The sequence below is a fragment of the Microbacterium sp. BE35 genome (genome assembly GCF_031457705.1).
Taxonomy (GTDB): Bacteria; Actinomycetota; Actinomycetes; order Actinomycetales; family Microbacteriaceae; genus Microbacterium; species Microbacterium trichothecenolyticum.
In genome coordinates this window covers 829155-854327 of sequence record NZ_JAVDXD010000001.1, presented here as the reverse complement: position 1 = coordinate 854327, position 25173 = coordinate 829155, and the positions used below count along the sequence as shown (strand labels likewise).

Annotated in this window: 25 protein-coding genes; 6 read left to right on the top strand and 19 right to left on the bottom strand. The window is 71.0% G+C overall.

The features are described 5' to 3' along the window. Positions 1–4 precede the first annotated feature (4 nt). Genes J2Y46_RS03715 through J2Y46_RS03705 form a run of 3 tightly spaced genes read right to left on the bottom strand, consistent with a single transcriptional unit; the run spans position 5 to position 2564 of the window. Entirely contained in the window at positions 5–997 is a 993-nt protein-coding gene (locus tag J2Y46_RS03715) for a hypothetical protein (protein WP_310240313.1), read from the bottom strand. A gap of 32 nt (positions 998–1029) precedes the next feature. Then, positions 1030–1782, bottom strand: coding sequence for a cache domain-containing protein (locus tag J2Y46_RS03710; protein WP_045299425.1), 753 nt, complete (start codon positions 1780–1782; stop codon positions 1030–1032). Continuing rightward, positions 1779–2564 (bottom strand): GntR family transcriptional regulator, encoded by a 786-nt coding sequence (locus J2Y46_RS03705; RefSeq protein WP_310240310.1) that lies wholly within the window; start codon positions 2562–2564, stop codon positions 1779–1781. Before J2Y46_RS03705 ends, J2Y46_RS03710 begins: the two co-directional genes overlap by 4 nt. 126 nt (positions 2565–2690) lie before the next feature. On the opposite strand from J2Y46_RS03705, the gene J2Y46_RS03700 reads away from it, so the two are divergent. The 5 genes from J2Y46_RS03700 to J2Y46_RS03680 all read left to right on the top strand — a co-directional run bounded on the left by J2Y46_RS03700 (position 2691) and on the right by J2Y46_RS03680 (position 7655). Further along, positions 2691–3725 (top strand): ABC transporter ATP-binding protein, encoded by a 1035-nt coding sequence (locus J2Y46_RS03700; RefSeq protein ID WP_045299422.1) that lies wholly within the window; start codon positions 2691–2693, stop codon positions 3723–3725. Between the two features lie 68 nt (positions 3726–3793). After that, positions 3794–4969, top strand: a complete 1176-nt coding sequence (locus J2Y46_RS03695; protein ID WP_310240307.1) for an ABC transporter substrate-binding protein — start codon at positions 3794–3796, stop codon at positions 4967–4969. Between the two features lie 76 nt (positions 4970–5045). Continuing rightward, on the top strand, positions 5046–5969 hold the full coding sequence (locus tag J2Y46_RS03690; RefSeq protein ID WP_084695587.1) for an ABC transporter permease: 924 nt from the start codon (positions 5046–5048) through the stop codon (positions 5967–5969). Between the two features lie 10 nt (positions 5970–5979). Beyond that, a complete protein-coding gene (locus J2Y46_RS03685) occupies positions 5980–6780 on the top strand; it encodes an ABC transporter permease (RefSeq protein ID WP_310240303.1) in 801 nt (266 codons plus the stop codon). Between the two features lie 224 nt (positions 6781–7004). Next, positions 7005–7655 (top strand): PadR family transcriptional regulator, encoded by a 651-nt coding sequence (locus J2Y46_RS03680; protein ID WP_310240301.1) that lies wholly within the window; start codon positions 7005–7007, stop codon positions 7653–7655. A 10-nt stretch (positions 7656–7665) separates the two neighbouring features. On the opposite strand, the gene J2Y46_RS03675 is transcribed toward J2Y46_RS03680, so the two are convergent. The 14 genes from J2Y46_RS03675 to J2Y46_RS03610 form a co-directional block, all read right to left on the bottom strand. Further along, entirely contained in the window at positions 7666–8352 is a 687-nt protein-coding gene (locus J2Y46_RS03675; protein ID WP_310240299.1) for a hypothetical protein, read from the bottom strand. 96 nt (positions 8353–8448) lie between these two features. Next, positions 8449–9435 carry an NAD(P)/FAD-dependent oxidoreductase gene (locus J2Y46_RS03670; protein ID WP_045299418.1) on the bottom strand — a complete coding sequence of 329 codons (987 nt, stop codon included), beginning with the start codon at positions 9433–9435 and terminating at the stop codon, positions 8449–8451. Beyond that, positions 9428–9757, bottom strand: coding sequence for a ferredoxin (gene fdxA / locus J2Y46_RS03665; protein ID WP_045299416.1), 330 nt, complete (start codon positions 9755–9757; stop codon positions 9428–9430). The genes J2Y46_RS03670 and fdxA overlap by 8 nt, the downstream gene beginning before the upstream one ends. After that, positions 9754–11151, bottom strand: coding sequence for an FAD-dependent oxidoreductase (locus tag J2Y46_RS03660; RefSeq protein ID WP_045299414.1), 1398 nt, complete (start codon positions 11149–11151; stop codon positions 9754–9756). Before J2Y46_RS03660 ends, fdxA begins: the two co-directional genes overlap by 4 nt. Beyond that, a complete protein-coding gene (gene cobA / locus J2Y46_RS03655) occupies positions 11148–11954 on the bottom strand; it encodes a uroporphyrinogen-III C-methyltransferase (RefSeq protein ID WP_310240296.1) in 807 nt (268 codons plus the stop codon). Before cobA ends, J2Y46_RS03660 begins: the two co-directional genes overlap by 4 nt. Then, positions 11951–12877: an ABC transporter permease gene (locus tag J2Y46_RS03650; RefSeq protein WP_045299410.1), complete on the bottom strand. Its 927-nt coding sequence runs from the start codon at positions 12875–12877 to the stop codon at positions 11951–11953. The genes cobA and J2Y46_RS03650 overlap by 4 nt, the downstream gene beginning before the upstream one ends. Continuing rightward, complete coding sequence (locus J2Y46_RS03645; RefSeq protein ID WP_084695586.1) at positions 12867–13742, bottom strand: ABC transporter ATP-binding protein; 876 nt, start codon at positions 13740–13742, stop codon at positions 12867–12869. The genes J2Y46_RS03650 and J2Y46_RS03645 overlap by 11 nt, the downstream gene beginning before the upstream one ends. Positions 13743–13744: 2 nt before the next feature. Then, positions 13745–14827 carry an ABC transporter substrate-binding protein gene (locus J2Y46_RS03640; RefSeq protein ID WP_310240293.1) on the bottom strand — a complete coding sequence of 361 codons (1083 nt, stop codon included), beginning with the start codon at positions 14825–14827 and terminating at the stop codon, positions 13745–13747. Between the two features lie 54 nt (positions 14828–14881). Beyond that, positions 14882–16192: a GTP-binding protein gene (locus J2Y46_RS03635; RefSeq protein ID WP_310240291.1), complete on the bottom strand. Its 1311-nt coding sequence runs from the start codon at positions 16190–16192 to the stop codon at positions 14882–14884. Continuing rightward, positions 16192–17109 carry a sulfate adenylyltransferase subunit CysD gene (cysD, locus tag J2Y46_RS03630; protein WP_310240288.1) on the bottom strand — a complete coding sequence of 306 codons (918 nt, stop codon included), beginning with the start codon at positions 17107–17109 and terminating at the stop codon, positions 16192–16194. Before cysD ends, J2Y46_RS03635 begins: the two co-directional genes overlap by 1 nt. Further along, entirely contained in the window at positions 17106–17849 is a 744-nt protein-coding gene (locus J2Y46_RS03625) for a phosphoadenylyl-sulfate reductase (RefSeq protein ID WP_310240286.1), read from the bottom strand. The genes cysD and J2Y46_RS03625 overlap by 4 nt, the downstream gene beginning before the upstream one ends. Further along, positions 17846–19579 (bottom strand): nitrite/sulfite reductase, encoded by a 1734-nt coding sequence (locus J2Y46_RS03620; protein ID WP_310240284.1) that lies wholly within the window; start codon positions 19577–19579, stop codon positions 17846–17848. The genes J2Y46_RS03625 and J2Y46_RS03620 overlap by 4 nt, the downstream gene beginning before the upstream one ends. Positions 19580–19750: 171 nt before the next feature. Continuing rightward, positions 19751–20440, bottom strand: coding sequence for a CbiX/SirB N-terminal domain-containing protein (locus J2Y46_RS03615; RefSeq protein ID WP_310240282.1), 690 nt, complete (start codon positions 20438–20440; stop codon positions 19751–19753). Positions 20441–20636: 196 nt separating this feature from the next. Next, entirely contained in the window at positions 20637–21512 is an 876-nt protein-coding gene (locus J2Y46_RS03610; RefSeq protein WP_310240280.1) for a MarR family winged helix-turn-helix transcriptional regulator, read from the bottom strand. Positions 21513–21630: 118 nt separating this feature from the next. Between J2Y46_RS03610 and J2Y46_RS03605 the strand changes: the two genes are divergently transcribed. Continuing rightward, a complete protein-coding gene (locus tag J2Y46_RS03605) occupies positions 21631–22254 on the top strand; it encodes a MarR family winged helix-turn-helix transcriptional regulator (protein ID WP_310240278.1) in 624 nt (207 codons plus the stop codon). A gap of 131 nt (positions 22255–22385) precedes the next feature. Here the strand turns inward: J2Y46_RS03605 and J2Y46_RS03600 are convergent, their stop codons facing one another. Then, the gene (locus tag J2Y46_RS03600; protein ID WP_310240276.1) at positions 22386–24431 is read right to left on the bottom strand and encodes a substrate-binding domain-containing protein; all 2046 of its coding nucleotides are present in this window, start codon (positions 24429–24431) and stop codon (positions 22386–22388) included. Positions 24432–24553: 122 nt separating this feature from the next. Beyond that, entirely contained in the window at positions 24554–25135 is a 582-nt protein-coding gene (locus J2Y46_RS03595; protein WP_310240274.1) for a hypothetical protein, read from the bottom strand. Positions 25136–25173 lie beyond the last annotated feature (38 nt).

Below are 25173 nucleotides of genomic sequence, written 5' to 3'. Positions count from 1 at the left end.
ACCCTCAGGGTGCCGGCTCGACGATCTCCGGCTCGCGCGCGTAGACGTGCACCTGCTCGCCATCGAGCACGAACTGCAGCGCCGTGCCTTCGGCGAAGCGTTCGCGCAGCTCTGACGGTGCCTGTCTTCCGACCACCAACGCCGCCTGCGCGGGGAACGAGCCCGCGCCGCACGAACCGCCGAGATAGGACGGGTTGTCGCCCACTCCGCTGAAGACGATCAGGCAGGGCACCTCCCCCTGGGTGCCGTCGCCCGTCACCTGAGGCTGCGACAGCACCGACAGGCCGTAGAACGACTCGAAGGCGAGCGAGTCCTCCGTCGGGCCGCCCCAGACCTCCTCGGGCCAATCGGCGTCGGGATCCACGCCGAGCACGCCGACCCGGCCCGCCTCCATGCTCTGCACGAGCACCGTGAGCCCGGCGCCGACGAGCACCGCGGCGACGACAGAGGCTGCCCACAGGACGGGGATGCGCCGCCACCACGGGCGGACGGCCGCCGCCTCAGGGGTCTTCGTGGCGTCGGGATCGACGACGTCGTCACCGGCGTCGCTTGCCGAGTCGGCAGCCGGGCCCACGCGCCAGGAGACTCCCGCCGACGCGCCAGCGGCGACATGAGCGGGCGTGGGGACCGCTGCGCCCGCGCGGTCGTCCGCGCTCGGAGCGTTCGCGGGGGAGGGGGAGCCGTGCTCGTCGCGATCCGGGGCGATCGGGTCCGCCGAGGCCGCGGCATCCGTCTCCTCCGATGCGGGCGGGGCGAGCCCCGGCCGTTCCGCGCCCTCCTCGTCGCCCTCGAACGCAGACCTCCGCGGGGCTCCGCCATTGGTCGAGAGACGCGCGCTCGCCGCGATGCTCGCGGCGCTCGCGGCGGCGGCCTGCTCCTCCAGCTCGCTCAGCCTGGCCAGAGCCGCCGGGTCGTCGTGGATGTCGGCGTCGCGTCCGTACGCGCGCTCGCGGAGCTCGGCGAGCTCGTCACGCGAGGAGTCGGTCGGCGTTGACATCGAGGCCATCCTTCCCCATCGCGCCCGGCCCGCTAGCTTCCGACGACGAGGGCGAGCGACGTGTCGCCGCAGGCGAGCACCGACGTGCCGCCGGGCAGGCGGACGGGAACCGGCGACAGCGCCCGCACGGCGGCGGTGAGGTCGTCATCGCGCAGCATCGAGCCCGGCTCGCGGCGCGCGTCGGTCGAGGTCACGACCCGACCCGAGGCGTTGACGAGGGTCGCAGGCGTCTCGCCCGCGCGCAGCACAGGAAGGAGCACGCGTTCGAGCCGGTCGACCAGGGCATCCGCGCCGACGACGCCGATCATCGCACCGTCGCGTACCACGGGCGTGGTGATCGTGACGGTGTAGTCGTCGGTGCACACGTAGTCGACGTACGGGCCGGTGAGGTGCCGGGTGCCGGTCGCCTGCGGAACACGCCACCACTCCAGTGCGGTGTAGTCGCGGAACTGCTCGTGGGTCGGGTCGTCGATCGTGGCCAGCCGGCGCACCCCGTGGGTCGAGCCGGTGGTTCCGAGCCACCAGGCGAGGTGCCATTCGGCGTCCGTCAGCGCGCCCGGCGCCGCCACGAAACCCGCGCCGGTGAGCAGCGTCTCTCCCGAGACGGCCGGCACCGCGAATGCCTCGACGAGCGGATCGATCGCCTGCGTCGTCAGCGCGGGGGCGGGCGCGAGCTGCTCCTCGAGCAGATCGCGCCATCCGTCGATCATGGCGAAGATGCCGTCGATGGTCGCGGCGACGCTGATCGCCACATCGGCCGGAGACCTCGTCGCGATGGTGGTCATGGGACGTCCTTCGGGTCGGATGCCGCGTCCTCGGTGCGCGCGTCGATGCGCGCTCGCTCGTCGATGAGCCATTCGAAGGCGCTGTTGATATGTGTGATCGTCTCCGCGCGGGCCTCGTCGGGTGCGACGTCGCGGATGGCGTCGATGACCCGCAAACGGGCGATGGCGCTGCGGTCACGGTACTCCTGCTCCCGCAGGCACATCCAGAGGAGGGAGCCCGCCTCTCCCTGCAGGCGCATCTCCTCGTGCACGAGGCGCGGCGACTGGCTCACCGCCGCGACCTCGAGCTGGAACCGGCTCACGGCTCGCCGCGCGCCGCCGGCCGTCGTCAGATCGGCGGCGCCGGCGATCCGCTCGAGCGTCTCGACGTCGTCGTCGCTTGCGCGGCCTGCGGCGGTCTCGGCCGCCGTGCCGGCTATCGCCGAGGTGTGCAGGGCGAAGTCGCGCAGCTCGATTCGGCTGAGCTCGCGCAGCCGCCTCTCCAGGAGACGGGTCGCGGCGTCGCGGTCGAATGTGACGAAGCTGCCGCCGTCGCGGCCGCGCCGCGTCTTGACGAGCCCTTTGTCGCGCAGCACCTCCAGCGCCTCGCGCGCGGTGACGAGGGCCACCCCGAGGCTGCGTGACAGGTCGGCTTCTGTGGGCAGCCGTTCGCCGTCGTGGAGGACGCCGGTCACGATCGCATCGGTGAGCCGCTTCTCGACGAGCTCGGCCCTGCCGGTGCCGTCGAGGGGGGCGAAGACGACGGCGCGGGCGGCGTCGACTCTTCCCGTCGCGTGCGGCATCAGGCTCCCGTGTGGACGGCGGAAGAACTCGTCCTCCGCAACTGTGACCCGACCGTAACACGGCCACTCCTCTTTTGACATATGGATCCATATGATTTAGTTGCATCGACATCGAGGGAGACGTCAATGACCGCGCAGCAGCCCGCCATCCGGCTGACCGGCCTCACGAAGGAGTTCGGGGCCGTCACCGCCGTCGACCACGTCGACCTCGAGATCGCCGCCGGCGAGTTCTTCTCGATGCTGGGGCCCTCGGGATCGGGCAAGACCACCGTGCTGCGGCTGATCGCCGGCTTCGAGCAGCCGACCGACGGCACGATCCAGCTGTTCGGACAGGACGTCACGAAGAAGGCGCCCTTCGACCGCGACGTGAACACCGTCTTCCAGGACTACGCGCTGTTCCCGCACATGACGGTTCTCGACAACGTCGCCTACGGGCTCCGCGTCCGGGGGATGGGGCGTGCGAAGCGCCGCGACCTGGCGATGACGGCGCTCGCCGCGGTGCGCCTCGACCAGCTGGCCGCGCGCAAGCCGTCGCAGCTCTCGGGCGGTCAGCGCCAGCGGGTCGCGCTCGCCCGCGCCACCGTCGTGCAGCCGAAGGTGCTGCTGCTCGACGAACCGCTCGGCGCGCTCGACCTCAAGCTCCGCGAGCAGATGCAGGTCGAGCTCAAGCAGATCCAGCGCGACCTCGGCATCACCTTCATCTTCGTCACGCACGATCAGGAGGAGGCGCTGACGCTCTCCGACCGGATCGCGGTCTTCCACGACGGCCGGATCATCCAGCTCGGCACTCCGCAGGATCTGTACGAGCGTCCGGCGTCGCGCTTCGTGGCGGACTTCGTGGGCACATCCAACCTGTTCGACCACGAGCGGTCCGCGGCCCTCATCGGGCGAGAGGGCGAGCATTCCATCCGCCCCGAGAAGCTCACGCTGGCTTCGTCGGCCGCCTCGGCGCCGGGAGAGCACTCGGCCGAGGGGACCGTGGTCGAGTCGATCTACGTGGGAAGCGGCATCCGTCGCGTCATCGACCTGGATGCCGGCATGCGGGTGACCGTGCTCGAACGCAACGACCGCACCCGCCTGGCGGACGACGATCGCGGAAACCGTGTGCACGTCACGTGGCACGACGAGGACGTCGTCTCCCTGATCCCGCCGGGCACGTGAGACCCGGCCCCGAGACCTGGGCGCCCGAGCCCCGGAACACAGCAGCACAGCACCCGAGAGGAAACACCATGATGCGCACATCACGCGGAGCGCGGTTCGCCGCGACCGCCCTGGCGGTCGGGTCGATCGCCGTCCTGGCCGGCTGCGGCACGTCCAGCGGCAGCAGCTCGCCGACGGAAGCCGTCGACGAGCTCGGAGACTACGAAGACGAAGTCTCGATCATCGCGTGGGCCGGCTATGTCGAGGACGGCAGCAACGACCCCGACTACGACTGGGTCTCGGGGTTCGAGGAGAAGACCGGCTGTCAGGTCACGTCCAAGACGTTCAACACCTCGGACGAGGCCGTCACCCTGATGAAGACCGGCGACTACGACGTCGTCTCGGCCTCGGGCGACGCCTCGCTCCGCCTCGTCGCGGCGGGTGACGTGCAGCCGGTGAACGTGGACCTCATCCCGAGCTACGAGGGCATCTACGACTTCCTCAAGGACCAGCCGTGGAACACCGTCGACGGCGAGCACTACGGCGTGCCCCACGGCTACGGCGCCAACCTGCTCCTGTACAACACGGATGTCGTGACGCCGGCGCCCACCTCGTGGGAGGTCGTCTTCGACGACGCGGCGGACTACTCGGGCAAGATCACGGCGTACGACAACCCGATCTACATCGCGGACGCCGCCGTCTACCTGATGGCCCACCAGCCCGACCTGGGGATCGAGAATCCCTACGCGCTGGACGAGACGCAGTTCCAGGCGGCCGTCGACCTGCTCAAGGAGCAGCGCCAGCATGTCGGCGAGTACTGGTCCGACTACCTGAAGGAGATCCAGGCGTTCGAGACCGGCGACTCCGTCGCGGGCACGACGTGGCAGGTCATCCAGAACGTCCTCGCCGGCGAGGGCGCGGCCACCGACGTCGTGCTGCCCGACGAGGGGGCCACCGGCTGGTCGGACACGTGGATGATCTCCTCCACGACGAAGCACCCGAACTGCTCGTACGCGTGGCTCGACTGGATCGCGAGCCCGGAGGTCAACGGCGTGGCCACCTCGTACTTCGGCGAGGCGCCGTCGAACGACGCGGCCTGCGACTATCGCGAGGACTGCGAGGCGTACCACGCTGGTGACGCCGACTACGCATCGCAGATCTGGTACTGGACGACCCCGATCGCCGAGTGCCTCGACGGTCGCACCGACGTCGAGTGCATGGATTACTCGGCCTGGACCGAGGCCTGGTCCGAGATCAAGGGCTGATCCCTTCGCAGCACGCCGGGGGTGGACGGATGCCGCCGCCCCCGGCATCGACCGACCCCGAACCCGGAGGCACTCGATGACCGACACCGCGACTGCTCCGCCGCCGGCCCGCACGGTGCCGGCGCCCCGCGTGACGCCCGCGCGACGCTCTTCGGCGTGGCTGAGCGCGCATCCGCGGTTCCGGCTGGCGTTCCTCCTGACGGCACCGCTGTTCTGGCTGGTCGTCGTGTACATCGTGGCGCTCGCCCTGCTGCTGGTGACGGCGTTCTGGCAGGTGGACTCCTTCACCGGCGAGATCATCACAGAGTGGACGCTCGACAACATCGTCACCGTCGTCACCGGCTCGCTCTACCAGACGGTGACCCTGCGCACGGTGGGCATCGCGCTGCTGGTGACCGTGATCGACGTCGTTGTCGCGCTCCCGATCGCGTTCTACATGGCGAAGGTCGCGTCGCCGCGCGCGCAGCGGCTGCTCGTGATCGCGGTGCTGATGCCGCTGTGGGCGAGCTATCTCGTCAAGGCGTACGCCTGGCGAGCCGTGCTGTCGCAGGAGGGGATCCTGGAGTGGATCCTCGCCCCGTTCGGCCTGCACACTCCGGGGTATGGGCTCACCGCGACGGTCATCACGCTGTCGTACCTGTGGCTGCCGTACGTGATCCTGCCCATCTACGCAGGGCTGGAGCGCGTACCGGACTCGCTGCTCGAGGCATCCGCTGATCTCGGGGGCAAGTCCTGGCGCACGCTGGTCTCCGTCGTTCTGCCGCTGGCGTTCCCCGCGATCATCGCGGGCACGATCTTCGCCTTCTCGCTGTCGCTCGGCGACTACATCACCGTCAACATCGTGGGCGGCACCAACCAGATGCTCGGCAACCTCGTCTACACGAACGTCGGGGCGGCGAACAACCTGCCGCTCGCGGCGGCGATCGCGCTCATCCCGATCGTGATCATCTTCGGCTACCTCGCCCTGGTGCGCCGCACCGGCGCCCTGAACAACCTCTAGGAACCCGGCGATGCGACTCTCGCGACTCTCCCGCACGGTACTCGGCGTCGTCACCGTGCTGATCCTGCTGGTCGTCTATCTGCCGCTGTTCGTGGTCCTCGTCAACTCGTTCTCGACGTCGACATCGCTCAGCTGGCCACCACCCGGCTTCACGCTGGAGTGGTGGGGCAAGGCGTTCCAGAGCACGGGCGCACTCGAAGCGGTGGGCACGAGTGTGGTGATCGCGCTGGTCGCGACGGCGATCTCGCTCGTGCTCGGCACCCTCATCTCGCTCGCGCTGCAGCGGTTCGAGTTCTTCGGCCATGACGCGATCTCGCTGCTGATCATCCTTCCGATTGCGCTGCCCGGCATCATCACGGGCATCGCGCTGAACAACTTCTTCCGCACCATCATGGGGGTGCCGCTGTCGATCTGGACGGTGGTGATCGCGCACGCGACCTTCTGCATCGTGACCGTCTTCAACAACGTCATCGCGCGCCTCCGCCGCACCGGGACGAATCTCGAGGAGGCGTCGGCCGACCTCGGGGCCGGCATCTGGACGACGTTCCGCCTCGTGACCTTCCCGCAGCTGCGTTCGGCGCTGCTCGCCGGGGCGCTGCTCGCGTTCGCGCTGAGCTTCGACGAGATCATCGTCACGACGTTCACCGCGGGGTCCGGAGTGACCACGCTGCCGATCTACATCCTCAACAACATGTTCCGCCCGAACCAGGCGCCGGTCGTCTCGGTCATCGCCGTGGTCCTGGTGATCGTGTCGATCGTGCCCATCTACCTCGCGCAGCGGCTGTCGGGATCGGAGCAGACCCGGCGCTGACCCTCGGGCGGGAAGATGTGCGGCGGGCGATCCCCAGATCGCCCGCCGCCAAGGTGAGCCCGCGTCCCCACGCGTGAGTCCCACCCACGGCGACGGCCCGTGTCCCCACACAGGTTGCCGTGCCGATGGTTACTGCAATCTGCAGTATATGGTCGTTCCTGCGTCCGCAGGGCGACCTTCTGTTCCGCGACGCGACCCGACTGCCTACGGGAAGGAGCTCTGTCGTGCCCGAACGCGAACCCTCGATCACGGGATACCTCACGCTGGGTCTGCTGGCCGGGAGCGACTGGTCGGCGTACCAGCTCGCCGAGCAGCTCGGGCGTGGCGTCTCGGAGCTCTGGCCGTCCGCCGACCGCGGCCGGTACGCCGTGCTCAACCGCCTCCATGCCGACGGGTTCGTGGCGACCCGGCAGGAGCACACCGGCAAGCGCGCCCGCACGATCTACTCCATCACGCCGCAAGGGCGTGAGGCGCTCGCAGCGTGGCTGCGCACCCCGGTGCGTCCGCCGACCGTCGAGTTCGAGGGCATGGTGCGGGTGCTGCTCTCCGACCAGGGCTCCCTCGACGACCTCCGCGCGACCCTCGCCCGCACCCGGGAGCAGGCCCTGGAGAACCGCGAGATGTTCGCGCGGTACGCCTCCTTCATCAGCGAGACCGGCGGCACGTTCCCCGAGCGCAGGCATCTGTTCGCGCTCGCCAACACGTTCATGATCGGCCACTACGACCACGTCGTCTCGTGGACCGAGTGGGCCGAGCAGCAGATCGCCGACTGGCCCGACACGGTCGCGCCCGCCCGCACCCACGGCGGACAGGTGCGCGACATGCTGGCGCCGGGCCGTGAGGCGCTCGCCGGCGACCAGCGCACCGACTGGTGACGCGCCGCTCCTACGGTCGCTGCGCGTAGACGATCACGCGGTCGCCCTCGCGGACGAACTGCAGCGTGGTGCCCTCGGCGAACTCCTCGAGCAGGGCCGGCGGCGCCTGCGCCGTGACGGCGATCGTCGTCGACGAGGGGGCCGAACCGGTGGCGCACGATCCGGCCGAGAGGCCGAAGTTGACCGAGTCCGAGTCGTACACCCACAGGCACGTGCTGTTGGTGCCGTTGCCGAAGTCGCGGGCAGAGGCGATCGCGGTGAGGCCGAGGTACTCATCGAACGTCACGCCGTCCGGCGGCCGCGCGCCCCACATCTGCTCCGGCCAGAGCCCATCGGCGTCCTCGCCGAGGACAGCGACCTGCTCTCGACCCGACGGCAGCTGCACAGACGCCACCACAGCGCCGAGAAGCACCGCGAGCAGCAGCGATCCGCCCCACAGGAGCGGGCGGTGTCGCTCCCACCACGGGACCGTCACGCCCGACACCGCGTCCGGCGGTTCGTCCTGCCCGGTCGTCGCAGGCGCGACCACGGTGACCAGAGGGATGTCAGCCTCTGTCGCACCGGCGGCTCGCGCTTCGAGCTCGCGCAGCCGGCTCAGCGCCTGCGGATCGTCGTCGATGTCGGCATCGGGTCCGTAGGCGCGCAGCCGCAGCGCCTGCAGCTCGCCCGCGGCGTCGTCGGTCAGGTCGTCGGACATCGGCGACATCATCGTCGATCGCGGCGTCCGGAAGCCGAACGGACGGGTGTCCGATCGGTGAACACCCTGCGGCGCCCCTCGGAAGTGCGCGCCGGCTCAGTGAGCGGTGCTCACCCCGACGAGATCGTGAACGAGCACGGCCGCCGCCCGGGCACCCTGGCCCGCGGCGACGATGAGCTGCTGCGGACCCGGGGACGCGGCATCCCCCGCCGCATACAGCCCGGGCACCGACGTGCGTCCGGAGCGATCGGTCACCAGGTTGCCGGACCCGTCGCGCTCGAGGTCGATTCCTCCCACGAAGTCGAGCGCCGGGTGCCACTGCGGGCGAACGAACCCGCCGTCGATCTCGACGCGCGCGCCGTCGGCGAGGCGTACGGCCGTCACCGTGCCGCGGTCGCCTTCGAGGTCGTCGATCACCCGTCGTTCGACGACGATCCCGGATGCTGCGAGCTCGGCCTCTTCGACCGTGTCCACGGCATCGGTGCCATTGGTGAAGACCGTGAGCCGGTCGGTCCAGCGGGCGATGAGCCGGGCCCGCGCGGCGAGGTCGCGGGTCTCGCCGATGAGGGCGAGCGGCCGGTCCTGGAGTTCCCATGCGTCGCATGCGGCGCAGCTGAAGAGGGTCATTCCGTAGAAGGCGCGCAGGCTGGGAATGGCCGGGAGCGTCTCGCGCAGCCCTGTCGCGACGAGCACGGAGCGCGCGGCGACCGCGGGCGGGATACCGGCGCCCCTGCCCTGGAGCGCCGCGAGGAAGCGGAGTCCCTCGCCGCAGTCCCGCTCCTGCAGCGCGGTCACGACGGTGCGGTCGAACACCTGCACATCGGGGTAGGCGGCGAGCTCGGCGCGTGCGAGCTTGCGCAGCTCGAGCGGCGGAACCCCGTCGCGCGTGAGGAAGCCGTGCGAACGCAGGGTCGCGGCGTTGCGCGGACGACCGGCGTCGACGAGGACGACGGACGCGCGGGCGCGTCCGAGGTTGAGCGCGGCCGACAGCCCGGCGGGGCCGCCGCCGACGATGACGACGTCGACCTCGGTCGAGGGCGCGGCGGGGCGGGCGTCGCGGTCGGGGCGAGCGCTTTCAGTCATGGCCGTCTCCTTGGGGAGGAAGCGCCGCGATGACGGGGTGGTCCTTCGCGATGACGCCGGTCTTGGCCGCACCGCCGGGCGACCCGATGTCGTCGAAGAACTCGACGTTCGCGGTGTAGTAGTCCTGCCATTCCTCCGGCAGGTCGTCCTCGTAGTAGATCGCCTCGACCGGGCACACCGGCTCGCAGGCGCCGCAGTCCACGCACTCGTCGGGGTGGATGTACAGCGACCGCTCACCCTCGTAGATGCAGTCCACCGGGCACTCGTCGATGCAGGCGCGGTCCTTCACATCGACGCACGGCAGGGCGATCACGTAGGTCACGGGACGAGCGCTCCTCGCGAGATCGCGACCTGCTCGTCGCGGGGCACGACCTTGACACGCTCGCGCGTGTGAAGGTGGTTCGCACCCAGCTCGCGCTCGTGCGCGTCGAGGGCCAGCCAGCCGTCCCATGTCGTGTAGGCGACCTCGCGCTCCTCGAGCACGTCGAGCACGTCTGCGTCCACGGTCGGGGCCGACAGGCGTCCATCCCGGACGTCCGAGACGAGGTGCGCGATGGTCTCCATCGCGTCGGACTTCGTGTGGCCGATGAGGCCGACAGGCCCGCGCTTGATCCAGCCCGTGGCGTAGAGCCCGGCGATCACGGGAGCCTCCGTGTCACCCGTCACAGCAGCATCCTTCACGCGTCCCTCGACGTTCGAGACGACGCCGGCCTTCTCGTCGAACGGCGCGTCGATGACCGGAGTGCCGTAGTACCCGACGGCCCGGTAGACCTGCTGCACCGCGATCTCGCGGAACTCGCCGGTACCGCGCACCGCGCTGCCCTCGCCGGTGGGCTCGGTGCGCTCGAAGCGGACGGCTTCGACCCTGCCGTGGCCGAGCACCTCGACGGGCGAGTGGTAGAAGTGCAGGTGCAGGCGGCGGCTGGCCCCGGTCGACTCGCGTGTGCGCCAGCTCTGCAGGATGCGGAGCATGACCTTCAGCTGGTTGTTCGCCGGCACGATGCCCTCGAGGTGGGCGAAGTCCTCGTCGTGCACGACGATGTCGACGTTCGGCACCTCGCCGAGCTCGCGCAGCTCGATGGGCGTGAACTTGATGTCGGCGGGGCCGCGGCGGCCGAACACGTGCACGTCGGTGACGGCCGAGGCTTCGAGTCCGGCGAGCACGTTGTCGGCGATCTCGGTCGAGCGGAGGTCCACGGCGTGCTTGGCGAGCATACGGGCGACGTCGAGTGCGACGTTGCCGTTGCCGATGACCGCGACCTCGCGCTGGTCGAGCGTCCACTCGGTGGGCACGTCCGGGTGGCCGTCGAACCACGCCACGAAGTCGGCCGCGCCGTAGGAGCCCTCGAGATCGATGCCGGGGATGTCGAGCGCGGCGTCGCGGATCGCGCCGGTGGCGAGGATCACGGCGTCGTAGCGCTCCTGCAGCTCGTCGATCGAGATGTCACGGCCGACCTCGACGTTGCCGATGAAGCGCGTGGTGCCGGCATCCAGCATCTCGTGCAGCGAGTTGACGATGCCCTTGATTCGGGGGTGGTCGGGCGCGACGCCGTAGCGGATCAGTCCGTAGGGTGCCGGGAGCGACTCGAACAGGTCGATGGCGACGGTTCCGCCCGCCTCGACGACCGAGTTGGTGAGGATGTTGCCCGCGTAGATGCCGGCGGGACCGGCGCCGACGATCGCGACGCGGAGGTTCTGGAGGCTCGAGGAAGTCACTGCGTGGGGGCCTTTCGGAGGCGCTCGGGTGCGAGCGGGTCGTACTGGGAGAGATCGAGGGTCGCGAGCTCGGCGGGCGCGTAGGGGCTGAGCCGGACGACGTCGCCGACGACCACGACGGCGGGGGAACGGATGCCTCGTTCCGCGGCCTGGTGCGCGATGGTCGCGAGCGTGCCCACGGTGACCCGCTGGCGTGGCCCGTAGCCGTCCTCCACGACGGCGACGGGGCAGTCCGCACCGCGGTGACCGCGGGCCAGTGTGATCGCGGAGTTCGCCAGTGTGCCGATGCCCATGAGCAGCACGACCGTGTGGTCGCGGCCGCCGCCGAGGGCTTCGATCTGGTCGTGGGCGGTGGCGACGGTGAAGGCCGTCGCGACGCCGCGATGGGTCAGGGGGATGCCGGCGATCGCGGGCACCGAGATGGCGCTGGTGATGCCGGGCACCACCTCGACGGGCACGCCGGCCTCCTGGCAGGCGTGGAGCTCCTCGCCGCCGCGGCCGAAGACGTACGGGTCGCCGCCCTTGAGGCGGACGACGGTCTTGCCCTCCTGGCCGAGGTGCACGAGCAGCGCGTTGATGGCGTCCTGCGGCACGGCGTGGTGGCCGGGGCGCTTGCCCACGTCGACCACCTCGGCGCGCAGCTCGATCCCGTCGGCCTCCAGACCGTCGAGCACCGCGCGCGCGCCGAGCCGATCGGCGACGATGACGTCCGCCGCCTCGAGGGCGCGGAGGCCCTTCACGGTGAGCAGGCCAGCATCGCCCGGTCCGGCTCCGACGAGCCAGACCTTGCCGACCGCGGTCATCGCGAACCTCCCGAGATGAGCAGGCCCCGGCGCTTCAGCATCCGTCGCTCCAGCGGTCCGAAGAAGACGAGCTCGATGAGGATGCCGATGGCGAGGATGAGGATGATCGTCGCCAGCACGCCGGCGAGGTCCGCCAGCTCGCGCGACTGCTGCAGCATCGAGCCGAGGCCGAAGCCGATCGAGCCGCCGGTCGCGATGATCTCCGCTGCCATGAGCGAGCGCCACGAGAAGGCCCAGCCCTGCTTCAGGCCCGCGAGGTATCCCGGCAGTGCGGCGGGGAGGATCACCGACGTGGCCAGCTGCCACCGTGAGGCGCCCAGTACCGTGCCGACGCGGCGGAGCTGCGGCGGCACTTGGTCGATGCCGGCGATAAGGCCGTTGACGATCGACGGGATGGCGCCCATGAGGATGACGAAGTAGACGGTGGCGTCCGACAGGCCGAACCAGATGATGGCGGCAGGCACCCACGCGACGGACGGGAGGACCTGCAGACCCGAGATGATCGGCCCCACGGCGCGCCGGATCGGGCGCACCTCTGCCAGCAGCAGGCCGAGGGGCGTTCCGACGACGATCGCGATGAGAAAGCCGACGACGCCGCGCTCGAGGCTCGTCGCGACGGCCTCCTGCAGGCGGCCGGTCTCCCACGCGAGGCCGAGCGCGTTCCAGACATCGGCGGGGCTGGGCACCTTGTCGGGCCGAGGCTCAGCGATCACGACGTACAGCTGCCACGCCACGATCAGGAGGATCACGAAGACCACGGGAGGCACGACGCTCTGGGCGAAGCGGCGCCAGCGGCTGGGACCGCGCTCGGCGTCGGTCTGCAGCCGGTCGAGCCCCGTCGAGAGGCTGCGGAGGTCGTCGGGCAGCACCGATTTCGCGTCGATCGTGTCGCGAGCGATGGTCGCGGTGGTGTCATGCGGCATTTCGGCGGATCTCCTTGCGCAGCTGCTCGGTGATCTCCACCGAGAGGGCGGCGACCTCGGGGGACTCGATACGACGGCCCGTGGTCTTCGCGATCTGCCACTGCTGCACGATGCGACCCGGGCGACTGCCCATCAGCACCACGCGCTGACCGAGGCGGGCGGCCTCGCGGACGTTGTGGGTCACGAACACGATGGTGCGTCCGGTGGCACGCCACACGCGCTCGAGCTCCTCGTGGAGGAGGTCGCGGGTGATGGCGTCGAGCGCTGCGAACGGCTCGTCCATCAGGAGGACGGGCCTGTCCTGAGCGAGCGCGCGGGCGAGGGCGACGCGCTGCCGCATGCCGCCCGAGAGTTCGTGAGGACGCTTCTCCGCGGCATCCGCCAGATTCACGGCATCCAGCAGTGACAGCGCTTTCTCGCGACGCTCCCCCCGCGGGACGCCGCGCAGACGCAGGGCGAGCTCGACGTTGCGGCGGGCCGTGAGCCACGGCATGAGTGCCGACTCCTGGAACATCACCGCCGAGCCCTCGTCGGGAGTCTCGATGCGGCCCGCGGTGGGCCGGTCGAGGCCCGCGATGAGGTTGAGCAGAGTCGACTTGCCACATCCCGACGCGCCCAGGAGGCACACGAATTCGCCCGGCGCGATGTCGAGCGACACGTCCTCGAGCACGACCGGCCCAGCGCCGAAGCGCTTGGAGACGCCGTCGACGCGCACCGCGGGTGGGGGTGCGGGCGCCGCGACGGGCACCGGCGTCACGCTGTCGAAGCTCGGCGCGAGCGGCTTGGTCGTGCCCGCCGGAGCGGGCGCGCCCGCCTCCGGGCCCGCGTGTGCGGACCCGGAGGCGGAGGCGGGAGCGGTGCTCATGTTCAGTCCTCGCCGAGTCCTGCCGCCGAGATGGGCTCTTGGCCCTCGGCTTCGAGCTGTGTGTTGAGCAGGCGCAGATCGAACAGGCCCTCGATCGAGCCGTCCTTCTGCGTGCCTGCCTGGATGCCGTTGTCGACGAGCGTCTCGAACGTGTCGGCGTGCGGGTCGACCGAGAACGTCACGTGATCGAGCGCGCGCTGGATGACGGCGTCCGCGAGCGGCTTGCCGGTCTCCTTCTCGATCGCGTCGTTGATCACGGCCGGTGCCTGGTCGGCGTTGTCGGCGATCCACTGCACGGCGGCCTCGTGGCCCTTCAGCAGGTCGGCGACGACATCCGGGTGCTCGTCGAGGAACTCCTTGCGCACCAGCAGCACGGTGGTGGGGAACTCGCCGTCCTCCCAGAGGTCGGCCTCGTCCTGCAGCACCTGCGCGCCCGCGTCGATGACCAGCCGCGACACCCACGGCTCGGGCAGCCACGCGCCGTCGAGCTGACCGTCCTGGAACAGCGTCAGCGTCTGCGCGTTCTCGGTCGGCGTGATCTGCACGTCGCCGCCACCCGACGTGTCGGTCTCGAAGCCCTGGTCCGCCAGCCACACCCGGGCCGCGACGTCCTGCGTGTTGCCCAGCTGCGGTGTCGCGATCGTGGTGCCCTCCAGGTCGGCGGGGTCGTCGATGCCGTCACGCACCACCAGCGCCGCACCGCCCGTGGCGGCACCGGCGATGATCCGCGCGGACTCGCCACCGGACTGGATGAAGGTGTTGATCGACGGGTTCGGGCCGATGTAGGTCGCGTCGATCGCGCCGGCGGTGAGCGCCTCGATCGCGGCGGGGCCGGCGTTGAAGACCTGCGTCGTGATGGTGACGTCGTCGCCGACGGCGTCCTGGAAGAGGCCCTCCTCCAGCCCCACCAGCGCGGGCGCATGCGTCACGTTGGCGAAGTAGCCCAGCCGCAGCTCGTCGACCGACGGCCCGGCGTCACCGGCCGAGGTCTCGCTCGGCGATGCCGCGGCGGAGGCGCAGCCGGCCATCATCGCCGCCACGAGTCCCAGGGTTGTGAGTGCTGTCGCAGTGCGGATTTTGTTCACGGTGTCGCCTCCTTAGATTCGGTGTTGCTCAGTGGTGGGGTTGTGCGCGACGGATCAGTCGCGCACGATGCCGGCGGCGAGCGTTGCGCCGTCGGACGGATGGATCACGAGGAACGAGCCCCCGTGGCGGCTGGCGGCGTACGGCTCGAGCGGCAGGTCGGCCGCCAGCCGCAGCCGCACGCGGCCGATGTCATTGGTCTCGAGCGTCTGCGCCGGCTCGTGCGTGAGCGCGTCGAGGTCGTAGCGCGACTCGATCTGCGCGACGATGGCCTGCACGGTCGCGGTGCCGTGCTTGACGAGGACACGGATGCCGGGGGTCAGCGCCCGCGCGTCGAGCTGGAACAGTTCGGCATCGAACTCGCGGCGACCCGTCGGAAGCGTGCCGGCGGCGACGACGAGCGCGCCCCGCGCGGTGTCGATGTCGCGGTCGAACTCGAGCGAGACGGACTGCGGAGCCGTGGCCTCCTCGACCTCGGCGCCCGCGGCACGGATGCCGGTGACCGTTGTCGCCGAGCCTCCCGGGAAGATCTCGACCCGGTCACCCACGCGCACCACACCGCTCGAGATGCGGCCGGCGACGGCGCGGTAGTCGCGCAGGCGCTCGGCCTCCGCCGGGTCGATGCCCGGGGCGAGGCCGCCCTGCGGGCGGAGCACGAGCTGGACCGGCAGACGCAGCGGCTCGAGCTCGCGCTCGGCGTCATCGGCGGCCGGCAGCGTCTCGAGCAGCTCGAGGAGCGCCGGACCGTCGTACCAGGGCGTGCGCTCGGAGCGGTCGACGATGTTGTCGCCCTCGAGGGCCGACACCGGGATGACGTGCAGGTCCTCGATGCCGAGCTCGGTCGCCACGGCCTCGGCCTGGGCGGCGACCTCGGTGAACGTCTCCTGCGAGAAGCCGACCAGGTCGATCTTGTTGACGGCCACGATCACGTGAGGCACCCGCAGCAGCGCCACCACGGCGAGGTGCCGCTTCGTCTGCTCGAGCACGCCCTTGCGTCCGTCGACGAGCACGATCACGGCGTCGGCCGTCGTCGCGCCGGTGACCATGTTGCGGGTGTACTGCACGTGCCCGGGGCAGTCGGCGAGGATGAACGATCGGGTGCCCGTGGAGAAGTAGCGGTACGCGACGTCGATCGTGATTCCCTGCTCGCGCTCGGCGCGCAGGCCGTCGGTGAGCAGGGCGAAGTCGAAAGCGCCATGCGCGAAGCCGCGGTCGGCCGACGTGCGGGCGACCTGCTCCAGCTGGTCGGCGAGGATCGCCTTCGAGTCGTGCAGCAGGCGGCCGACGAGCGTCGACTTGCCGTCGTCGACCGAGCCCGCCGTGGCGAATCGGAACAGCGTGGGCTGGGCGGTGAGAGTCGCGGTCATCAGAAGTACCCGTCCTTCTTGCGGTCCTCCATGGCCGCCTCGCTGAGACGGTCGTCGGCGCGCGTCGCACCGCGTTCGGTGATGGTGGAGACGGCGACCTCGGCGACGATCGCGGCGAGGTCCGCGGCATCCGATTCCACTGCTCCGGTGCAGCTCATGTCGCCGACCGTGCGGTAGCGCACCGTACGGCGTTCGACCGTCTCGCTCTCGCGCGGCGGCGAGAACGGGCCGACGGGTCGCCACATGCCGTCGCGGGCGTACACGTCGCGCTCGTGCGCGAAGTACAGCGGCGGCAGCGCGATGCCCTCGCGCTCGATGTAGCGCCAGACGTCCAGCTCGGTCCAGTTCGAGATCGGGAACGCGCGCACGTGCTGGCCGGGGGTGTGGCGGCCGTTGTACAGGCTCCAGAGCTCGGGGCGCTGGTTGCGCGGGTCCCACTGGCCGAACTCGTCGCGCAGCGAGATGATGCGCTCCTTGGCTCGCGCCTTGTCCTCGTCGCGACGCGCTCCGCCGAAGACGGCGTCGTGGCGGCCGGCGGCGATCGCGTCCAGCAGCGGCAGCGTCTGCAGCGGGTTGCGGGTGCCGTCGGCACGCTCCTGCAGGCGGCCGTCGTCGATGTAGTCCTGCACCTTCGCGACTTCGAGACGGATGCCGAGTCGCTCGACGGTCTCGTCGCGGAAGGCGATGACCTCGGGGAAGTTGTGGCCGGTGTCGACGTGCAGCACCGGGAACGGCACCTTGCCGGGCGCGAACGCCTTGGTGGCGAGGTGGAGCACGACGACGGAGTCCTTGCCGCCGGAGAACAGCAGCACGGGACGCTCGAACTCGGCGACGACCTCGCGGATGACGTGGATGGCCTCGGCCTCGAGCAGGTCGAGGGTGCTCAGCGTGGTGGGGGCGGCGATCGTTCCGGTCATTCGTGGAGCCCGCATTCGGTCTTCGAGAGTCCGGCCCAGCGGCCGGACCGGGGGTCTTCGCCGGGCGCGACCGGCTTCGTGCACGGCTCGCAGCCGATCGAGGGGTAGCCGAACCCGACGAGCAGGTTCACCGGCGCCTTGTGCGCGGCCGCGTAGGCGAGGACGTCGTCGAAGCTCCACGCCGCGACCGGGTTCACCTTGACGAGCCCGTTGCGCTCGTCCCACGTCACCAGGGGCGTGTTCGTCCGGGTGGGCGCCTCGTCGCGGCGCACGCCGGTGAACCACACCTCGTAACCGCTCAGCGCGTCCTGCAGGGGTGCGACCTTGCGGCGCGCGCAGCACAGGCCGGGGTCGCGCTCGAACAGCTTCGCGCCGAACTCGGCGTCCTGCTCGGCGACGGTCTGGTCGGGGGTGATGTCGATGATCCGCACGTCGAGCGCGCGCTGCACCTCATCGCGCGTCGCGTACGTCTCCGTGAAGTGGTAGCCGGTGTCGAGGAAGAGCACGTCGACGCCGGGCAGCTGCTCCGCCACGAGGTGGGGGAGGGCGGCGTCGGCCATCGAGCAGGCGACGGCGGCAGCATCCGTCCCGAAATTGCGCGCGACCCACGCGACCACTTCGGCAGCGGATGCCTCGTGATCGGTGAGGCTGCCCAGTTCGAGGTTGCCCTGCTCGGCGAGGGCCTTCAGCTCTTCGCGAGTGCGCTTCACCGCGACGCGGGGCGCGAGGGAGACGGTCACTGGAGGGCCTCCTCGTCGGCGCGGTGCGCCCACTGGGCGAACGTCTCGTCGGCCTCGGCGTCGCGCTCGGCGAGGAACCGCTTGACGACGCGCTCGGTGTAGTCGGCGATGCCGTCGGCGGCGACCTTCAGCCCGCGCACGGTGCGGCCGAGGCCGGCGTCGTCGCGGTCGGCGTTGACGAGCCCGCCGCCCAGGTGCACCTGATAGCCGGGCACCTGCTCGCCGTCGATCGTGACGAGCTGGCCCTTGAGGCCGATGTCGGCGGTCTGGATGCGCGCACAGGAGTTGGGGCAGCCGTTGACGTGGAGGGAGATCGGATGCGGCAGCTCGAACTGCTCGAGACGCTTCTCGAGATCGAGCACCGCGGCCGTCGCGTACGCCTTGGTCTCGACGATCGCGAGCTTGCAGAACTCGATGCCGGTGCAGGCGATCGTGCCGCGGCGGATGAGGCTCGGGCGGGCCGACAGGCCGAGCTCGTCGAGGCCCGCGATGAACGGCTCGACGTTCTCCTCGGGGATGTCGAGGAACACGAGCTTCTGGTGGGGCGTCGTGCGCAGGCGCGTCGAGCCGTGCGCCTCGAGGAGGTCGGCGAGCTTCGCCAGGGTCGGGCCCGAGACGCGGCCGACGATCGGCGTCGCGCCGATGTAGGAGAGGCCGTCCTTCTGCTTGTGCACGCCGACGTGGTCGCCCTGCGTCAGCGGCTTGGGAGCGGCCGGGCCGTCGGGCAGCGAGTAGCCGAGGTACTCGTCCTGCAGCACCTGCCGGAACTTCTCGGCGCCCCACTCGGCGAGCAGGAACTTCAGGCGCGCCTTGTTGCGCAGACGCCGGTAGCCGTAGTCGCGGAAGATCTGCGCGACGCCGTGCCAGGCCTCCGCCACCCGTTCCGGCGAGACGAAGACGCCCAGGCGCTCCGCGAGGCGCGGGGTGGTCGAGAGACCGCCGCCGACCCAGAGGTCGTAGCCGATGCCCAGCTCCGGGTGCTCGACGGCGACGAACGCGACGTCGTTGATCTCATGCACGACGTCCTGGCTCGGGTGGCCGGTGATCGCCGACTTGAACTTGCGCGGCAGGTTCGCGAGCGACTCGTCGCCGATGAAGCGCGACGTGATCTCGTCGATCTGCGGCGTCGGGTCGATGAGCTCGTCGGCCGAGATGCCGGCGACGGGCGAGCCCAGGATGACGCGGGGCACGTCGCCGCACGCCTCGGTGGTGCCGAGGCCGACCGCCTCGAGCCGGCGCCAGATCTCGGGCACGTCCTCGACGCGGACCCAGTGCAGCTGCACGTTCTGGCGGTCGGTGAGGTCGGCGGTGCCGCGGGCGAAGTCGATGGAGATGCCGGCGATGACGCGCAGCTGCTCGGTGGTGAGCTGGCCGCCGTCGATGCGCACGCGCATCATGAAGTACTCGTCCTCGAGCTCTTCGGGGGAGAGCGTCGCGGTGCGGCCGCCGTCGATGCCGGGCTTGCGCTGCGTGTAGAGGCCCCACACCCGGAAGCGGCCGTGAAGGTCGGTCGGGTCGATCGATGCGAACCCGCCCTTCGAGTAGATGTTCTCGATGCGCTCGCGCACGCTCAGGCCGTTGTCGACCTGCTTCCACTCCTCGTTGCCGTTGAGCGGGGCGGTGCCGTCGACCTTCCACTGGCCGTTCGGCTTCGACGACGGGCGCGGCGGGCGCACGGCCGCGCGCGGGCGGTCGTCGGCTGCGCGCGCTTCGGTGTCGCTGATGGTCACGGGGGCCTCCGGGGTGAATCCCGGGGCGTCCCCCGGGCGGGACCCTATCGAGTCCATTGCCTGAGGCTAGAAGCGGGGGCCTGTCAGACCTATCCGAACGTCAAGTGACGTTAACCGACGTAACGGTGCGTCACACAGTTGCGGCTGCGGGCCTTTGTGGACTCGGTCCGACTACTTCGCGGCTTCGTTGTAGCGATCGATCACGATGTCGACGAGGGAGGCCGGGGGCTCGTCATCGCCGAGAAGCGGCGACGCGACCCGGGCGCCGGGTGCCAGCCGCACGGCGAGGTCGTGGAAGTAGCCCGGCGCGAGGAGGTAGTCGGCCACGACCACGCGGTCGGCGCCCGTCTTGGCTTCCGCGACGGCGACGTCGACGCGAGGGTCGGCGGCGGCGAGGAAGCCGACCGTGACCTCGCGGTCGAGCCGGGCGCTCAGCATCCGTCCGATCTCTCGGCAGTCCTCGTTCGCACGGTCATCGGTCGAGCCGGCCACCGCGAGCACGACGGCGTCGTCGGGGCCGACGGGGCCCAGGCGTGCGAGGAGCGCGTCGACGAGGCGCGGGTCGGGGCCGAGCGCCGGAGCGATGACGACGCCGTCGCGCCCCGCGGACTGCTCGATGAGGTCGACCCGCACGTGGTAGCCCGCCGAAAGGAGCAGCGGCACGATCACGACGGGGGTGCCCTCCGGGATCGCGTCGAGGGATGCCGCGACATCGGGCTGCTGCACGTCCACATGCCCGAGCCGCACCGTCACGTCGGGCAGCCGCCGCGCGACCGCGTCGACCAGCGCCGCGACCGCCGCCTGACCCGCCGGCGACGACGTGCCGTGCGAGATGGCGAGGAGTGCGGGGGCGGTGCTCACGGGCCCATTGTGCCCCGCGCGTGTGACGCGCGTGTGACGGCGTCTCCTCCCCCCGCCCCCCCGCCCCCCGGTGCGATGTCCGGACTTCGCAGGATCTCAGGCTGGGTCGCCCGCGAAATCCGGACCGCGGGACACACGCCGAAGGGTGGGCCCTGCGCGAGCGGGGACCACCCTTCGGAGGGACGGATGCTGCGGCTCAGGCCGCGCCGGTCTCCCGGCCGCGGGCGAACCCGGCGTCGAAGCCGCGTTCGTACGCCTGCTGGGTGCGCCGTCCGCCGCGCCCGTGGTTGCCGTGGTGGCCGTGGCCATGACCGCCGTGGCCGTGGCTCTCGTGGTCGTGGTGGCTGTGGCCGGCATGCGGGTGGTGGCCGTGGCAGCCCTCATCGCCGTAGCCGCGCATGGGCTCGTCGAAGCGCTCGGCGGGGTGGCCGGGGCGCCCGGGAGCGAATCCGCGATGGCGGTTGCGGCCGTAGCCGTCGTGGACGTCGGGATCGAACGGACGCGGCCGCCCGCCGAATCCAGGGCCGAAGCCTCCGAAGCCCGGGCCGAAGCCGCTGAAGCCCGGACCGAAGCCCGGACGGAAGCCGGGGCCGAACCCGGGGCGTCCGAAACCGCCGAAACCGCGATCGCGGCCGGTGGCGTTCTCGTCCCACCCGAGCTCACGGGCGATGGCCTCGAGTGAGGCGGTCAGGGCCGCGTAGGCCTCGTCGTCGCCGACGGCGGCGACCACACGGGCGCGGAGGCTGTCGACGATCGCGCCGATGCGCTCCTTCTCGGAGCGGCCGAGCTCGGTCAGGACCCACGTTCCGTCGCCCTGCTCCTCGGCCCAGCCGCGCTCCTCGAGGTCGCGCAGGCGCTTGCCCTTGCGGGCGAGACGCTCGCGCAACTCGGGGGCGTCGATGTCGCCGGACAGCACGTTGAGCGCCATCCAGTCCCGCCGCGTGATGCCCTCGGCCTCGAGCGCCGTCGCGAACTCGCGTGTCAGCAGGCCGTCGACCGCACGCAGCCAATAGCCGAGCGGACGCGTGCCGGCGGGGATGTCGTTCTCTTCGTTGTCATTGATGTCGTTCATGGGGGAAGTCCTTTCGGGGGCGGCTCGAAGGGCCGCCGAGTGATACATGTCGAAGTGCATGTACATGCAGTGTGACATGCATTCCAGATACATGTCAAGTCGCATGTAAATTGGATGCATGCCGTCCACTCCCGACGACCCGTCCGACGCGATCGCCGCCGCCCTCGCCCGCCTCCGCGGACGACGAGGCCCCCGTCCGCCGTGGATGGAGGGCGTCGGTCCGCACTCCACGGGCCCGCACGCGCACGGGCCCGCCGGACCGCACGGTCACAGCGGCGATGGCGGGGAGCACGTCCACGCCGACGGCACGATGCACGGCTTCGGCGGTCGCGGTCCGTGGGGTCGCGGGGGACCGGGCCCCGGCTTCGGCGCACCGCCGTGGGCCGGAGGAGGCGGCCGCTTCGGCGGCCCCGCGCGCATGAGGCTGCTCGAGGCGCTGGCCGCAGCATCCCATCCGCTCTCGGTCGGGGAGATCGCCGACGCGGTGGGCGTCGATCAGCCCCGGGCGTCGCGGCTCGTGCAGCAGTCCGTCGAGCTCGACCTGGTGCGGCGCGAGGCGGACCCCGACGACGCCCGCCGCACGCGGGTCGCGCTGACGGATGCCGGAACCCGTCTGGTGCGCGGATTCCGCGGTGAGCGGCGCGAGGCGATCGACTCGGCGCTCGCCGCCTTCACCGACGAGGAGCGCGCGGAGCTCGCCCGCCTGCTGACGAAGCTCGCCGACTCCTGGCCCGGCGCCTGACCGCCGGACTCACCCCACGACGGCTGCACTTTCCTGCGAGTGCTGCGTCGCACGACGCCGCACTCGCAGGAAACTGCAGCACAAGACGTAGGAGCGTCCCCGGCTCGCTCGACGACCCGATTCCGAACGGGTCAGAAGCTGGTGACGAGGTCGCCGAGCACTGCCTCGAGCTTCGACGGGTCGGTCGCGTCGTAGTAGTGGGCGCCGGTCGCGCTCGAGATGGACTGCAGCGTCGCCACGTCGGCGTCGGCGCCGTAGGCCAGCGTGAAGATGAGCACCGGCGTGGCGTGGTGCATGTCCTTCAGGTTCGCGAGCATCTGGTCGGCGCCGATCGTCGGCGCGTTCGGGGCATCGTTCTCGCCGTCCGAGAGCAGCACGATGGCGTTGATGTGGTCGCTCGACCACGACGCCGCCTGCTGCGCCGCGAAGGTGTCGACGGCCTGATAGAGCGGAGTGTCGCCCATCGAGGTGAGGCCGCCCAGCGCGCCGAGGAAGCCGTCGCGCGACGAGCCGATGTCGGCGACCGGAGACACGAGCCCGGGCACCACGGCCCCGTCGGGCGCCTGGGCGAACGCCGCGAGCCCGACGTCGTCACCGCTCGTGAAGTGGCCGAGGGCCGCCTCGATCGCCTTGCGGGCCTGGGAGAGCTTGGTGTCGCTCGCAGAGATGGGCTCGTCCATCGATCCCGACACGTCGAGCAGGAAGAGCACGTTCGCGCGCTTGCGGACCTCGGGGAAGGCCGCCTGGACGGCGGTGACGACGTCGGCGCTGGGGAAGGTGAGGGTGCCGCCCTGGTCGCCGTCGAGCTGCCCGACCTGCTGGACGCCCTCGTCGAGGTCGCGGTTGAGGTCGCGGTAGCCCGCGGCGCGGACGGTCGCCTGACCCTGCGCGGTGTGCGTGAAGCGGATGAAGTCCGCCGCCGCCTCCGACTCGACGGGATCGATCCACTCACCCGTGAGGCGCATGACCGGGTTGTCGGCCGAGTAGTAGCCGTCGGCCGGGTAGATCGGCACGAGCTGCTCCGACGGGGGGTCGGCCTGCGTGCGCGTGATGCCGTCGCGGCTCGTGATGCCGCGGTTGTAGTCCCACACCGACTTCTCGTCGACGATGACCGCCGAGAGGAAGTCGGCAGTGGAACCGGATGCCTCGGCCTGGCGTGCGTGCCAGAGGAAGTGCTCGGGCGTGGCCATGTAGTGGCTCGTCGCCAGCTCGTTCTCATGCACCTCCGCCTGCACGGCGGGGTCCTGGACCTGGGCGACGGTGAAGTCCCTCATCGATCCGGCGGCGGTGCCGTACGACGCGAACATCGCGGCCTCACCGCTCGTGGCGACGAGCGGGCTCGTCTTGCCCAGCTTGAACGCGCCCCACTCGGGGTGGCCGAGGCCGCCCCAGAGGTCGGGGTCGCCCGCCGACGTGAAGATCTCGGCCCAGGTCGGGGCCTCAGCATCCCATCCGATCGCGGAAGCGAGGTTCTCGGGCATGGCGAGCACGATGTCGGAGACCGCGACACTCGTGCCTTCGGCGCGGAGGTTGGTGGCGCCGTCTGCCTGCGCGACGTCGACCCAGGTCGACGAGTCGGGCAGCCACACAGTGGGCTTGTGGTCGTCGGCGAGGTTCGGGAAGCCGGTCGCGACCACGGCGGCGGCCACACCCGACTTCTCGCGGCTGGTCGTCACCGTCACGCACGAGCCGGCGACATTGCGCGGCTGGCTGTTGTACGCGGCCGCGAGTCCTTCGACCATCTCGGCGTTCTCGAACGACGACAGCACACTCACCGTCGCGCACGGCTCCGCGCCGGCGGTGGCGGCCGGCTCGTCCTCGGGGAAGATGATCGGCTCGGCGACCGCGGGCGCCTCGGGAGCCGGGCCCGCGGCCGGCTGTTCGGCGCCGGCGAGGTTGGAGACGATCGCGTACGACACCGTGCCGATCGAGCCGAGGAGCGCCACGATGCCGACGATGGTCGTCGCGATGATCGCCTGGCGGCGGCGCTTGCGGCGGCGCTCGCGGCGCTCGTCGATCGCGGAAGGCTTCGCGGGCTGCGACGACGCGGCCCGGGTCGAGAAGGTGGGAGAAGGGGTCGGCGAGACAGCCGAGGGCGTGTGTGTTGTCTTCGGGTCGGAGGTCTGGCCCCTGCGGGGGCCAGGGACGTCCTCGTCGCCGCGCGTTCCATCGCGCATGGGGGCATCCTCAAAGCGGGTGCGGCCGTGAAGCCGGGCGGGGGGTCACCGGCCGGGTAGTCCGGTCAGGGCACAGCCTAGCCCGAGTGCACGTGCGAGACGAGCGGGAGAAGACCGTGAGATCACCGTGAAGCGGTGTTCAGCATGCCGATCAGAACTGCTGTCCACCAGGCAGTTTGCGATACGACGGCACTCCAGACGCACCACAACTTCAACCGGGCCGGCAGCGACGAGAAGCGCACCGTACCAGGCAGCCGGTCGAGTTCGTCGGTCAGCCTCGTCATGGCGACGCCGTTCATCGCGGCCACCAGCACGGCGATCATCTTGATCGCGGTGAGCGGCTGGGAGAGATCGGGCTGGAGGAAGGCGCCGGTCGCGAGCAGGCCCGCGATGCCCAGCCAGGCGAGGGCGGTCACCGGGGGCTCGGTGCGGCGCATGTCGTCGAGCGAGGTGCGGCGCAGCATCCAGAGCAGTCCGCTCATCTCGAGCAGCACCGCGGCCCCGAGTCCCACGATCACCGATGCCAGGTGGCCGAACAGCGCAGGCGCGTGCAGCCACTGATGCGGAACGACCGATGTGCCGATCCACAGCGACAGCAGCCACCCGATCAGCACCCACCAGTAGCCGACCGCGCGGCGGTGGCGCGCGGCGCGCAGGCGCTCGGCGCGCTCAGCGCGCAGGCGCAGGATCGGCGGGGTCGTCACGGTGCCTCTCGGGTTGGGCGAGGTGAGGCACGCGTGCG